We start from the raw sequence: 13,743 nt of genomic DNA on the forward strand, positions 1-13,743 counted from the left end.
GTGTAATAAGAAGCCGAGCTCCCTAAATACGCATAGTTATAAGCTAGACTTCCGATTAGAGTCGTTCCAATAGCAACGGCTGCACCTTTAGCTCCGAATAACTTGTAGGTCGCCATTAAAACAAGAGGATATAATACATAGAATTGCCATTCTACGGATAAAGACCAAGTGTGAAGTAACCACTTGCTTTGCGCGGCCACATCAAAGTATCCCGACTCTTTTAAATAGGTATGGTTAGAAACAAACCCGACACTGGTGAGAATATGCTTACCTAATTTTCTTAACGCCCAAGGGTCTAGGTAAATAATGCCAACGAGTAACACAACAAGGCACATAACCGCTAAGGCAGGAATAATGCGTTTTGCTCTCGCTAAATAAAAGTCCTTTAATGAGAAGGTATTAGTTTCCAAACTCGACATGATAATTTTTGTCATCAGGAAACCTGAAATGACAAAAAACACATCCACACCTAAAAAGCCGCCAGTGATAAAACCCGGAAAAAAATGGAAAATGACGACGATTGAGACAGCTAATGCACGTAATGCATTGATGTCATACCTGAAATTTTTATTCATTATTTGTTCGTTATAACCTTAAATCAATAAACGCACTAAAACTACCCACAATGAAATTAGCGTAATACGCTAGTTTCATTACGCTTCTTTTCTCACTTGCAGTTTTAGTAGTACTCCAATAAACACAAAGTACATGACAGCTAAATCACCATTCCTGAAAGGTGAATCGAATAGACACATCAAAGAAAAATAAACGACCGGTAACAATACAATGGGCGATAGCTTGTAGCTTGAATTAAACAAAGGGTACATCAAGCTAAGCATAAGAAGGGCAATGCCTACCAAACCGGATGAAGCCGCTTTATCAATATAGTTGTTATGAAGATGCGCATTAACGATAAATCTCTTACCCGAATTTGTTGGCGTGAATGAGAGTTTATCTAATTGCGCTTCTTTATCACCTCCAATGCCTAGCAAGGGGCTATCCACAAAGAAATCGAACCCTGCTTGATACATTTGTAATCTTAAGCCTATGGAAGTATCCATGTTGCCTTGCGATATCTCATGGTACTCATGCAAGCTATAGTCAATACGTTTACTTACCACTTCATATTTCGACATCAAAAACACAGAGAAAATGACAATGACACTAACAGCAAACAGCGTCTTGTGCTGACGATGTTGTATCATCATTTTGAATAGAACAACTAAAGCAATACTAATTACGGCTAATAGAGGCCCTCTTGACCCCACCAAAAACATGGATAGAAAACCTATAAATGCCAAGATAGCCATTGTCTTGAGCCTTTTCCCTTCATACGAAACACACCCAAGTGCGAGCAATAAAATGACAGAGAAGCCTTGAATTGAAGCTATAACAAGAGCATTAGACGGCAAGCTCCCCCGATCCCCAGAGAGAAAAAAGATATAGTAAGCAACAAGGACGGTTGTACTGACAACAGAAGTGAAACATAAGTTCTGTATACCTGATAACTTAACAAAGCCATTTCGATAAAAAAGGAAAAATACCAGAGCAATCAACGTTGCCCTCAATTCTTGACTACTGAAACCATGCAACTCGTAAGATATAGTGGAAAAAATAGAGAGCAAGAGCAGTATCCACACCCAGCCATCTTCAAACCAGTCATGCTTCTCCTTGTTTTTTCGGTACAAAAGAGCACAACAGGCCGCAATCAATAAAGTGATACCCGCAAGAGGCTTACTCCCCTGACCTAACCACACCTGAACGGTAACAATCCAAAACAAAGGCAGTGTAATGAGTATCTTTTGAATTAAATTCGTGTTGATTCTAACCATAACTAATCTAAAAATGCTGAGAAGAGTTGCACTCTAAAACAAACTTGCCACTGTCGCAAACGAACTGTAGTGACATACAGCGGAAAACAAAGAAACTAGTCGCTTTAGGGCATTGTCTATGAATCATTTACCTAAAATTCATATGTCCAAACTCAGCCCATCTAACGGCTTTGGCATCAAACTCCAAAACCACGACTAGATAGGTTAGCTTAAGCCTTCTGTCTTACGTATTAGGAGTTAGGAGTTAGGAGTTAGGAGCTTAAACCCTAGACCTTTACTTTATATTTAAGATCTTGGGCTTCATCGCCAGTCATGCCTCGAAAGCCCCAGCAATGCGATGGCTGTTCCTTAATGGTAATCTCGATATCAATGGGAGAGATGGCCAGCTGCTTTTCTATTTCAGAAAATATCTTCTTAATCAGGCGCTTTTTGGTGTTCACCGCTCGCCCTTCCATCATATTAATTTCTATGACGGTATAAGCTTCTGTTCGCCCTTCGGGATAAAAGAAATCATCTCTTTCTAATGGTACAAACCGATGCGCTCGTTTGTCATCAGGTAACCCCATCTCACTGTTCAAACATTGTTGTAAGACATTAGAAAGCTGTAACTTAATCGGATTTAAGCACTCTTTGATACCATAAATAACGATCATGACCATTCCTTTGATGTGATGTCAGGTAAAGAAGAACTAAGAAATAAACAACGTAAGATAAGCGTGTCACTTGTTATCTACCCATTGACTAATTCTTAACCCATATTACCTAATGCCGTAAGTTAAAAAAGGTTAAACCGATTGAATTGCGAATAAACGCGACAAAAAACCATGTCTCCCTCTCTCTAACTTCCTGTTCAATACATCACCCCACATTGATCGAACTTCAACGAGCACGCGTATACATCTCTGAATTACGTACGAATCAAATCCGTACAGACTCAATCATGTATGAACTAAGGAGTGCTATGTGCCGAATTCAGCTGAGAAGATCACACGGATAGAAACCGAATCAGAAACACCCGTAGAGACTTCTCAAGAGCTTGCGGTGTTTCCTCTCCCGTTATTCATTTTGCCAAGGGGCAGACAAAGACTGCGTATTTTCGAACCCAAGTATTTGAAAATGGTCGCTCATGCTGCGCAAGGAGACGGCTTCATCATTGCGACTCAGGACGACACCAACTCCGAACGTCTGAGTTCTTGGGGGACAAAAGTGTCTATTGTCGATTTCAATATGTCCGATGATCAAATCTTGGAAATCGATGTTGAAGGCGAACAGTTGGTGCAGCTTCACTCCTCCTTCCGCGACACTGATGACCTAATCAAAAGTGATTTCCGCCCTTTGCCTCATTGGCCACAACACAGCTATAAGGTGCCGAACGTGGTGACTGCGTTTCTTGTCGAGTTGTTTCGAGAACACGATTCAATCAGAGCACTTTACCCCACTCCTGACTTTGAAAGTCCTCAATGGATCTGTGCTCGACTCCTCGAAATGATGCCTATCCCATTGGAAAAGAAAACCAAATTCACAGAACCCGCTAGTTTTCCGTCTTTAGTTCCCTTTTTGAATCAAATCATTACAGGGCAATAAGCACTTTTATTCACTATAATTTTGTATAGTAGAAATTAATTTAAAATAAAGTGATCCCTACTCTCACTCTCCACGTAGTGTCTATCAAATTCGCATGATGGTTGATTACTATGCAAGTGGAAAGCAGAAGAACAGGGAACGGCAAGGAGCATGTCATTATCCCCGACAACAAACTACCTACCGAAAGTAAGGTACCTACAGAGCTCTCAAGCTGGCTGATTTTGGTTGGTTCAGACAGAGATAAGCAGGCATTTACTTGCTTGTTTAAATTCTTTGCTCCCAAAATCAAGCGTTTTGGCATCAGTAAGTTGGGCGGTGAAGCCGCTGCCAACGAGCTAGTCCAAGACACGATGACCAACGTTTGGAAGAAAGCGCATCTCTACAACGAAGAGAAAGGCGCAGCAACCACTTGGGTTTATACCGTTATGCGGAACGCCGCCTTTGATATGTTAAGAAAGGTAAAAGCGAAAGCAGAGCAAACCATCGCTGACGACATTTGGCCAATTGACGCCATGGTAGCCGAATCACAAAGTGATCAGCTTCAGTTTGGCGATCATCTAATGAGCCGTCATGTAATGACTCAAATCGAAAAGTTGCCTCTCGCTCAAAAAACCATTGTGAAAGGTGTCTACTTCCAAGAGTTATCGCAAGAGCAGCTCGCCCAACAACTCGATGTCCCGCTTGGAACTGTTAAATCACGTCTAAGACTCGCACTCGCCAAACTAAAAGTTCACATGGGGGAACAAGACCATGATTAAACATCACCCAAATGCGGCAATCTTGAAAGATTTTGTCGATGGCAATCTAGCGGATTCGGTTTCTCTGATTGTTTCTAGCCATGTAGAGCTTTGTGCACACTGCCAAAAACAAGTGAGCATGCTGACGGCGCAAGCTGCTGACACTGTCTTTGAAAGCGATACATCTGCCTTTGAAAGCGATACCTCAGGGCTTCAACTTTCTGACAGCGAAATGGACGCGTTCCTATCCGATGATGGAGAGTTTGATTTTGATACGATTGCTCAAATCACTGCTGATTCATCTCAAGCTATCGAAGTGACACCCGAAGTTCAGCAAGTTACGGTTGCAGACACCACGTTCACTATTCCTCGCGCGTTGAACTCAGTGGCGAGAAAAGACTGGATGAACTTAGGCAAAATTTCGCGAGCGCGACTCGATTTTGACGACGAAGCACACCACACCAGCTTGCTGCACATCGACAAAGATGGACAAGTTCCTTGCCACACCCACAAAGGCTTCGAGATCACGCTTCTTTTAGAAGGCAGTTTCGAAGACGAAATGGGCGTCTACAACAAAGGCGATTTCATCTGGTTAGATGGAGAACACACCCACCAACCTGCGACTAAAGAAGGCTGTGTGTGTTTAACTGTTTCAAGTGATGCGCTTTACTTCACAAAAGGTGTGAGCCAGTTATTCAATCCACTCGGTAAATATATCTATTAACCCTGTTGCACGCTATAAATATACAGGATGGCATGAAGTTATCCTGTATATCGTCAAATACATCTGGCTTAAAACATCAACGCTGTTGAGACTTAAAACACACCCGGCTCTGTAAGTACGATTAGCAATGTTGAAATATAATAAATAGCTCAAAGCAAGAGCAAAGGAGTTGGCCAATGGAAAAGAAAATTAAAATAGGCATTAGTGCTTGTGTTGCAGGACATAAGGTACGTTTCGATACAGGTCACAAACGCTCTCGTTTTTGTACAGATGACCTTGCAGATTATGTTGAACTAGAACCAGTATGCCCAGAAATGGCAGTGGGTCTTCCAACACCTCGCCCAACCATTCGCCAAGTTCGTCAGCTAGACAATATCATTCACGTTTCTAGACCTGACGGTTCTGGTGATGTGACCAATGATCTGATCGAGTTTGGACAAAACTATTCAAAGAGCAACCAGCACATCGCAGGATTCATTGTGTGTCAAAAAAGCCCAACCTGCGGTATGGAAAGAGTAAAAGTGTACCACCACCACGGTCGCGGCTCTGAATCGACAGGCGTAGGCATGTTCACCAAACAAGTGATGGAAGGCAACCCATTACTTCCAGTTGAAGAGAATGGTCGCCTCAATGACCCTATTTTGCGCGAAAACTTCATGACACGTGTCTTCACTTATCAGAAGTGGCTCAACCTTGTTGACGAAGGCGTAACTAAACACAAGCTGATTCAATTCCACAGCGCTCACAAGTACCTGGTAATGTGTCACCACATTGAAGGCTATAAGAGCCTAGGCAAACTTTTAGCGAGTAACGATTTAGAGATTGATGAGCTGGCTGAAAAGTACATCGAAGGTCTGATGACGGCGCTAATGCACCATGCAAACCGCGGCAGTCATGCTAATACTCTGCATCACTTACAAGGTTACTTTAAGAAACAACTGAGCAGCGCTCACAAACAAGAGCTCACGAATCAGATTTCATCATTCAGAGAAGGGCTAGTTCCTCTGTTAGTTCCACTAACACTGATCAACCACTACTTGATGGAATACCCAAACGAGTACCTTGAATCACAGGTTTACCTAAACCCGCACCCACAAGAACTTAAACTGAGATACGGATATTGAGCGACATTCTATGGATAAGACGAGACCTGCGGATTCACGATAACCCAGCGCTCCTCTCGGCAGTTGAAAACGGCGTAACGACCGCCGTTTTCATTTCGACACCTCAAACGTGGCAGCAACACCATCTTGCGCCAATCAAAGCTGATTTTATCTATCGTCATCTAAAACAACTCGATTCCCAGCTCGCTGAATTCGGGATAACGTTGCTTCACCTGAAAGCTAGCGACTTTGACGACCAATCCAAACAGCTCATCGATTTGTGCCAGCAGCTTGATGCCAAGTGCGTCTACGCTAACTCTGAACCAGAGGTCGATGAACAAGCTCGCGATAAAGAGCTGATTTCAAGCGGCCTAAACCTCAAGATCAGCGATTGTGACGTTATGCTGCCACTCGGTAGCGTTCTCAACAAACAAGGCGAGATGTTCAAAGTCTTTACGCCCTTTAAGAACGCTTGGTTAAAAGAAGTTCAGGTGAAAGGCATCATCTGCAGTCCAGCTCCTGTCGTGCCGACTGAACGTTCACAAACACAGCTTCCTGACGACTTACAAGCCTTAACCCTCTCCGCTGGCTATGATTTCGACTTTCCTCGTGTTGATTCAAGTCGCTGGCCATTAAGCCAAGATGTATTGGGCAATGTGATCCCCAATTTCTTAGGCAATAAAGTCAACGACTACGCACGTCTGAGAGATATTCCCTCAGTTAAAGGAACATCGGGCCTATCACCTTATTTAGCAATTGGCGCAGTGAGCCCACGTTGGTTAGCGATTCAATTGATTCAGCAACAACCCGATCTGTTATTTGATACGCAATTACCGGCCTTTTGTTGGCTCAACGAATTGATTTGGCGAGATTTTTATAAGCATTTGATGTTCCACCATCCTAAACTGGTTAAAGGCGCTAACTTTCAGCAGAAATACAACGGCTTAGATTGGTATCACGACAACCCGAGCTTTAAAGCGTGGTGCGAAGGAAAAACAGGCTACCCATTAGTTGATGCAGCAATGCGTCAATTGGTTGAGACAGGCTGGATGCACAACAGGCTAAGAATGGTGGTGGCAAGCTTCCTAACCAAGCACCTGCTGATCGATTGGCGTTGGGGTGAGCGTTTCTTTATGTCGCACCTTATCGATGGTGATTTCAGCGCGAATAATGGTGGCTGGCAGTGGGCCTCAAGTACTGGCTGTGATGCTCAACCCTACTTTCGAATTTTCAATCCAATCACTCAGAGTGAAAAGTTTGATCCAAAAGGAATTTTTATTCGTAAGTACATACCAGAGCTGCAAAATATCCCAGATAAGCATGTGCATTTCCCACATGACTTTATCGCTAAAAACGGAATAGACAGCGAATACTGGCAACCCATCGTTGAGCACAAAGAAGCACGATTGAGAGCCTTAGCCTTCTTCAAATAATTAGAGTGAATATTATGGATAACTCTCTATGGCTTGATAACTTTCTCAACATGTATCGAGAACTCGGAACCGACAATTTCGACGTGCTTAAGACAGTTTATCACCCTGATATTGAATTCCAAGACCCGCTGCATCATGTCAGCGGTATTTCGGCGCTTACGCACTACTTCGAGAACCTCTACACCCAGGTAACGAGCTGTTACTTTCATATCGAACACACTTTCGAAGTGAACGACGAAGCTTCGGTGTATTGGACGATGCAGTTTGCTCACAAGCAATTAAATGGGCAAAAGCCAATCGAAGTGCAAGGACACAGTCACCTTAAGATGCTCGACGGTCAAGTGGTCTATCACAGAGACTATCTTGATGTCGGCTCTATGTTGTATGAACACATTCCAGTTCTGGGCTGCGCCATCAAATCCATCAAAAAGAGAGCGAGCCAATAATGCGTATTATGATCACAGGCGCGACCTCAGGCATCGGCCAATCACTCGCTATCGATTATGCTCAACAAGGGCATCAGGTGATTGCTTGTGGCCGTAACCCAGACAAGCTGCAAGCCTTGGTTGATTCTCACGAGACAGACTTATCGCACTCGTCAATTGACCCACTCTGTTTTGATTTGACCGATTACCACAATTTCCCTGCACTCGAACAAGATAAGCAGCTCGACCTACTGATCTTGAACGCGGGTGATTGTGAGTACATCAACGACCCCGTGAATTTTGATGCCGAGCTTTTCGAGCGCGTCATCAACATCAATCTAATTTCAATTGGCTACGCCCTTAAAGCCTGGTTAAAAAACATTAAGCCGGGCGGCCGTTTGGTTTTAGTAAGCTCCAGCGCCAGCTTTTTACCTTTGCCAAGAGCCGAGGCTTATGGCGCTTCAAAGGCAGCCCTCACCTACTTAGGCAGAACACTGTCGGTTGATCTGGCCGAGCACAATATTCATGTCTCAATTGTGCACCCAGGCTTTGTTGAAACGCCATTAACCGAGCGAAATACCTTCTCTATGCCTATGATTATTAGTAGTGAGGCCGCAACTCAGCGAATCGTAAATGGTATTGCTCAAGGAAAGAGTGAAATCGATTTCCCAAGACGATTCATCATGTTGATGAAGCTACTAAGAATGCTTCCAACTCCAGTTTGGCAAAAACTCGCTTCAAGGATGGTATAACAATGAAGAAAATCGCCATTATAGGTTCAGGCATCTCTGGACTGACTTGCGCACACATATTAGATAAGCACCACGACGTGACCGTATTCGAAAAGAACGATTATGTTGGGGGCCACACCGCTACCGTTGATATTGAACATCAAGGCTCGGCGTTTTCGATAGATACAGGTTTCATAGTATTCAACGATCGAACCTACCCGAATTTCAATCAGCTACTCGCACAACTCGGTGTTGAAAGGCAACCGACCGAAATGAGCTTCAGCGTACACAACACCACAACTAAATTCGAATACAACGGCCATAGCATCAATTCGTTATTCGCGCAGAGGAGTAACATCTTCAAACCTCAGTTCTGGTCTTTAGTGTCTGACATCCTCAAGTTCAACAAACTGTGTAAGGCTCAATTCGAAAGTAACGAGTTCACACCGGATGTTACCTTGGGCAACTTCCTACGTGAAAACCAGTTTTCCGACTTTTTCAGCCAGCATTACATCCTACCGATGGGCGCAGCAATTTGGTCGACAAGCTTAGAGGAAATGGAAGAATTTGAGCTTAAATTCTTCATTCAATTCTTCTACAACCACGGGCTACTCGACATCGCGAACCGTCCACAATGGTATGTAATTCCTAAAGGGTCGCGCTCTTACGTTGAAATCATCCTTTCACGCTTGAACAAATCCGTCGCTTTGAACACATCGATCAAACAAGTCACTCGCAATGAAGCGGGCGTCACGATTGAATTTGAAGATGGCGCTACACAAGACTTCGACGAAGTGATATTTGCTTGTCACTCAGACCAAGCGTTACGTTTACTCGGCGATGCGACAGAGCAAGAGCAACAGGTTCTAGGCGAGATCCCATACAGCCGTAATGAAGTGGTTCTACACACCGATACCCGATTGTTACCAGACAGAAAGCTTGCATGGGCAAGTTGGAACTACATGTTGGATGGCGATAGTAAACGACCTGCCTGTGTGACATACAACATGAACATTCTGCAAGGCATCGAAAGCCAGGACACCTTCTGCGTCACCTTGAATCAGAGCGAAGCCATCGACCCAGAAAAAATCATTCGCAGCTTTGTTTATCATCATCCGGTGCTTAACTCGAACACGGTCGAAGCTCAGCACAAGCGTGAGCAGATTTGTGGCAAAAACCAGACGCACTTCGCCGGCGCATACTGGTACAACGGCTTCCATGAAGACGGTGTCCACAGTGCACTCGATGTGACTAAGCGCTTTGGCCTAGATTTGAGCACGAGTTCAGTACGATGAACACTCACACCATCATATCCGACATGGGGATAGCATCCGAAAAGAGTGAAGAGCTCAGCGGCATTTACTGGGGCAACGTACGCCACCGCCGCTTTGGCGATATTACTCATGAATTTAGCTACCAGTTGTACATGATGGGATTAGATCTCGATGAAATCCCTCAAACAACCACTCGCAGTCGCTTATTCGGTACTCAGTGGTACAACCCGATTCGCTTTGTCGAATCGGATTATCTCGCTGAAAAAAAAGAAAATGTCACGACTGATGAACCTAAACCACTCAAGCAACGTATAGCATCCAAAGTACAACATCTTGGTGGGGTTTGGTCTGAATCAAACCGTGTGACGATGCTGGCTCAGTGCCGTTGTTTAGGGATTTATTTCAGCCCAATCAACTGTTTTTTCTGTTACGACGAGACTGGTGATTGTCGCTACATGTTGGCCGAAGTGAGCAACACGCCTTGGCGAGAAAGACACTATTATCTCATCGACATGCACAAAGAGTTGAAAGTAAAAAAAGAGTTTCACGTTTCACCGTTCATGGATTTAGACATGAACTACTTGTGGAAAATAAAGCCACCAACGAAACGGACGTTAGTACACATCGAGAGTCATCGTAGCGACAAGATTTTTGATGCCACACTAGCACTCTCAAAGCAGTCGGTAACAAAAGCAAACATTAGGAAAACGGTACTGCGGATCCCAGCAATGACAATCAAGGTTGTAATGGGTATCTATTTTCAGGCTCTCAAATTATTTCTGAAAAAAGTACCGTTTGTGGCGCATCCAGACTCAGCGTCTAAAACGCCTTAAAGACGTCTAAATTGAAGGCTTGGGTTGGCCTAACGAGACCAGCAGTTCTAACCATCAGCCAGTAAAACTAAATTTAAAACAATTTCTCAGCGAGGTTTCCATGGAACAGCTTGCAAAACAAAACAACAACGTAGAACAACAAGCTAAAGCCGTTGCTGTTTCAAGCAACTGCAAATATCGAGCTCTAATTTTCAAGGTTCTAGAACGTCTGCAATTCGCAAAACTCGAAGTAATAGAACGAGACAAGCATTCGGTGTTCGGAAACAGAGAAGCGACTTTAAGCGCTCAAATCGTTATCCATGATGCGAGCTTTTATCGAGATGTAGTAATGAGCGGCAGTATTGGTGCATCTGAGGCCTACATTGATGGAAAATGGACCAGCCCAGATCTCACCAAAGTCATTCAAATCATGGCTCGAAATCAAGCACAGTTAGACGAGCTTGATGACAAGACGCAATGGATTTCACGAATCAAAAATCTACTGCTACGCCGTAGGAACGCCAACACAGAGCAAGGCTCTAAACGTAACATTCTCGCCCACTACGACATCGGTAACGAGCTATATGAGCGCTTCCTAGACAGCTCAATGCAATACTCTTCTGCTATCTACAGCGAAGATGCGTTAACTCTGTCGAAAGCACAACAGAACAAAATGAAAACCATCTGTGAGCGTTTAGAGCTGTCTGAATCAGATAACGTGGTTGAGATAGGCACTGGCTGGGGCGGATTAGCGATATTTATGGCTCAGCACTACGGCTGTCACGTTACGACCACTACCATTTCAGATGCTCAGCACGAGCTGGCAGAACAGCGAGTCAAAGCACTCGGCTTAACCGACAAAATCACCCTACTGAAAGAGGATTATCGCAACCTCTCTGGTGAGTATGACAAGTTGGTGTCTATCGAGATGATAGAAGCGGTCGGACATGAATATCTGCAAACCTTCTTTGAAAAGTGCTCTTCTCTGTTGAAGCCTTCAGGAAAAATGCTGATTCAAGCGATTACCATTGCCGACAGTCGTTATGATAAATACCGTAAAGGCGTCGACTTTATTCAGAAGTACATCTTCCCCGGAGGTTGTTTACCTTCGGTTGCCGTGATGACTCAACATCTTGCCACCAGCACCGACCTTGTCGTCCAAGAAATTGATGACATTGGCCTTCACTACGCTCGAACACTCAACGACTGGAACGTCGCCTTTGAAAACAGCTGGGAAGAGCTCGAGTCATTAGGCTATTCAGAAGAGTTTAAACGCCTTTGGGTTTTCTACTTCTGTTACTGCGAAGGGGCATTCCTAGAGCGCGTGATCAGTACTCATCACCTTGTCGCAAGAAAACCTCGTTACTTTGGAGCAAAAGATGAAACGGTTTTGGATTATTAATCTCGTTCTGTTTCAAGCGACCTGGGTTTGCAGCGCCTTCTTTACCGCGCAAGCCCCGTTCGTCACGCCATTGATCGTGGTGGTTCACTTCCTTCTCTCTCCAACTCGCAGTAGCGACTTGAAAATACTCGTCTTATTACCATTGGGGCTATTGCTTGATAGCCTCATGCTCCACTTCGGTATTTTTGCCGTCGACTCTGAAATTGCTAATCAATCTTGGTTTCCAGTTTGGCTCATTTGCCTGTGGATCATGTTCTTAATCAGTTTCAATCACAGCCTGAATTGGCTTTTAAAATGCTCAAAAGTGATCTTGTTTGTCATAGGGTTCGTAGCAGGTACTAGTAGTTATTGGGGAGGCATCAAAGCAGGCGCCCTTCTTACTACTTGGCCAGATGCATCGGTGCTAGCTGCCCTTGCATTAAGTTGGGGGATTTTGTTGCCCTTACTGGTGGCCGCTTACTCCAACTTAGTACAACCCAAAATGGCAACAACGAGGTGACTTATGGCTTTTCCACGCAACCCTACGCAAGCGCTCAATTCTAAGAGCGATAATAGTCGCGTTCGCACACAAGCAAGCGAGCAATCAAGAAATCGACTATTTAGCTTAGTCACCTTAACCCTCATTTGCGCGGCACTGCTATTCGCAGGAAGCGCTAAAGCTTCCGCTGTAGATAATCTAAGCAAACGCGGCCAAGGTGAGATGAGCTACCTGTTTTGGACACTCTACTCAGCTGAATTCTACGCGACCCCAACCAATTCTGAACGCGCGTTAAAGCTTGAATATTACCGTGCGATTGACAGCAAAGACCTCGTTGATGCTACCCAAGATCAATGGAGCAAACTTGGTTACTCCAACAACAATATCCAACGTTGGTTGAAGCCTCTATACGAGATGTGGCCCAACGTAGAAGCAGGAAGCACACTCACTATCCGCGTAACCGAAGACAACGTGAGTCGTTTTTACTTCGATGAGCAGCCTATCGGTATCATTCAAGACAAGCAGTTTGGTGACGCTTTCCTAGCCATTTGGTTATCTGAAAACACCTCTGAGCCCGGTCTACGCAAACAACTATTAGGTTTGAACAAATGAATCCAAAAACAACAATAAAATTTGCTTTGGCACTGTTTTCACTCACTTGGCTAACAGGTTGTGGCTCTGCAAGTTTAGAGAATCACGCAGACACCACGCCAGAGCTCAAGCTGGAAACCTTCTTTGACGGTGAATTGATGGCCTACGGCATCGTGCTTGACCGTTCTGGTAACCTACTACGCCGTTTTGACGCTAAGCTCGTCGCGACCTGGGACGGTGACAAAGGAGAAATCAAAGAGTGGTTTTCTTTTGCTGATGGCGAACGCTCAACACGCGTTTGGAACCTGTTAAAAACCGGCGAAAACACCTATTCGGGTACCGCTAATGATGTAGTCGGTACCGCTTATGGCGAGACTCTAGGTTCTGCTCTGTATTGGAAATACGACTTAGAAATCGAAGTCGACGGCAGCACCTATGAAGTGGTGCTAGACGACTGGATGTTCTTGATGGACGACAAACGCTTGTTCAACAAAACTGAGATGTCTAAATTTGGCTTTAAAGTCGGAGAGGTCATCTTATACATCGAGAAGATTTGATGTAACTGCCGTTTCTAATTGTCAGTTTCCAATCGTTAACTTCATCGATAACTACAGTAC

The 13,743-nt window shown here is 44.3% G+C and carries 16 protein-coding genes; 13 read left to right on the forward strand and 3 right to left on the reverse strand.

The window, feature by feature from the left end; translation table 11 throughout:
- The 3 genes from AB4496_RS00765 to AB4496_RS00775 all read right to left on the reverse strand — a co-directional run.
- On the reverse strand, positions 1-575 hold a 575-nt coding region (locus AB4496_RS00765; protein ID WP_372130491.1), incomplete at its 3' end, for an acyltransferase family protein.
- A 78-nt stretch (positions 576-653) separates the two neighbouring features.
- The gene (locus tag AB4496_RS00770; RefSeq protein ID WP_102257683.1) at positions 654-1,832 is read right to left on the reverse strand and encodes an O-antigen ligase; all 1,179 of its coding nucleotides are present in this window, start codon (positions 1,830-1,832) and stop codon (positions 654-656) included.
- A 266-nt stretch (positions 1,833-2,098) separates the two neighbouring features.
- On the reverse strand, positions 2,099-2,485 hold the full coding sequence (locus AB4496_RS00775; protein WP_017070218.1) for a tautomerase family protein: 387 nt from the start codon (positions 2,483-2,485) through the stop codon (positions 2,099-2,101).
- Positions 2,486-2,795: 310 nt separating this feature from the next.
- Between AB4496_RS00775 and AB4496_RS00780 the strand changes: the two genes are divergently transcribed.
- The 13 genes from AB4496_RS00780 to AB4496_RS00840 all read left to right on the forward strand — a co-directional run bounded on the left by AB4496_RS00780 (position 2,796) and on the right by AB4496_RS00840 (position 13,683).
- Complete coding sequence (locus tag AB4496_RS00780; RefSeq protein WP_102248805.1) at positions 2,796-3,416, forward strand: LON peptidase substrate-binding domain-containing protein; 621 nt, start codon at positions 2,796-2,798, stop codon at positions 3,414-3,416.
- Between the two features lie 110 nt (positions 3,417-3,526).
- Entirely contained in the window at positions 3,527-4,174 is a 648-nt protein-coding gene (locus tag AB4496_RS00785; protein ID WP_009846090.1) for a sigma-70 family RNA polymerase sigma factor, read from the forward strand.
- On the forward strand, positions 4,167-4,877 hold the full coding sequence (locus tag AB4496_RS00790) for a ChrR family anti-sigma-E factor (RefSeq protein ID WP_102248804.1): 711 nt from the start codon (positions 4,167-4,169) through the stop codon (positions 4,875-4,877). The genes AB4496_RS00785 and AB4496_RS00790 overlap by 8 nt, the downstream gene beginning before the upstream one ends.
- A 176-nt stretch (positions 4,878-5,053) precedes the next feature.
- Positions 5,054-6,001 (forward strand): DUF523 and DUF1722 domain-containing protein, encoded by a 948-nt coding sequence (locus AB4496_RS00795; protein ID WP_017097810.1) that lies wholly within the window; start codon positions 5,054-5,056, stop codon positions 5,999-6,001.
- Positions 5,998-7,413 carry a deoxyribodipyrimidine photo-lyase gene (gene phrB, locus AB4496_RS00800; RefSeq protein ID WP_102257684.1) on the forward strand — a complete coding sequence of 472 codons (1,416 nt, stop codon included), beginning with the start codon at positions 5,998-6,000 and terminating at the stop codon, positions 7,411-7,413. The genes AB4496_RS00795 and phrB overlap by 4 nt, the downstream gene beginning before the upstream one ends.
- Positions 7,414-7,427: 14 nt before the next feature.
- Positions 7,428-7,859, forward strand: a complete 432-nt coding sequence (locus AB4496_RS00805) for a nuclear transport factor 2 family protein (RefSeq protein ID WP_017090021.1) — start codon at positions 7,428-7,430, stop codon at positions 7,857-7,859.
- Complete coding sequence (locus tag AB4496_RS00810; RefSeq protein WP_102257685.1) at positions 7,859-8,590, forward strand: SDR family NAD(P)-dependent oxidoreductase; 732 nt, start codon at positions 7,859-7,861, stop codon at positions 8,588-8,590. Before AB4496_RS00805 ends, AB4496_RS00810 begins: the two co-directional genes overlap by 1 nt.
- Before the next feature lie 2 nt (positions 8,591-8,592).
- A complete protein-coding gene (locus tag AB4496_RS00815; protein WP_102257686.1) occupies positions 8,593-9,864 on the forward strand; it encodes an NAD(P)/FAD-dependent oxidoreductase in 1,272 nt (423 codons plus the stop codon).
- Positions 9,861-10,676 carry a DUF1365 domain-containing protein gene (locus AB4496_RS00820; RefSeq protein WP_102257687.1) on the forward strand — a complete coding sequence of 272 codons (816 nt, stop codon included), beginning with the start codon at positions 9,861-9,863 and terminating at the stop codon, positions 10,674-10,676. Before AB4496_RS00815 ends, AB4496_RS00820 begins: the two co-directional genes overlap by 4 nt.
- Positions 10,677-10,776: 100 nt before the next feature.
- On the forward strand, positions 10,777-12,057 hold the full coding sequence (locus tag AB4496_RS00825) for a cyclopropane-fatty-acyl-phospholipid synthase family protein (RefSeq protein ID WP_102257688.1): 1,281 nt from the start codon (positions 10,777-10,779) through the stop codon (positions 12,055-12,057).
- Positions 12,035-12,556 carry a DUF2878 domain-containing protein gene (locus AB4496_RS00830; RefSeq protein WP_102257689.1) on the forward strand — a complete coding sequence of 174 codons (522 nt, stop codon included), beginning with the start codon at positions 12,035-12,037 and terminating at the stop codon, positions 12,554-12,556. Before AB4496_RS00825 ends, AB4496_RS00830 begins: the two co-directional genes overlap by 23 nt.
- 3 nt (positions 12,557-12,559) lie before the next feature.
- Positions 12,560-13,147, forward strand: a complete 588-nt coding sequence (locus tag AB4496_RS00835) for a chalcone isomerase family protein (protein WP_102257690.1) — start codon at positions 12,560-12,562, stop codon at positions 13,145-13,147.
- Positions 13,144-13,683: a DUF3833 domain-containing protein gene (locus tag AB4496_RS00840; protein WP_102257691.1), complete on the forward strand. Its 540-nt coding sequence runs from the start codon at positions 13,144-13,146 to the stop codon at positions 13,681-13,683. Before AB4496_RS00835 ends, AB4496_RS00840 begins: the two co-directional genes overlap by 4 nt.
- Positions 13,684-13,743: the final 60 nt, after the last annotated feature.

This window comes from Vibrio sp. 10N.222.46.A1 (assembly GCF_041473595.1).
Classification (GTDB): domain Bacteria; phylum Pseudomonadota; class Gammaproteobacteria; order Enterobacterales; family Vibrionaceae; genus Vibrio; species Vibrio tasmaniensis_A.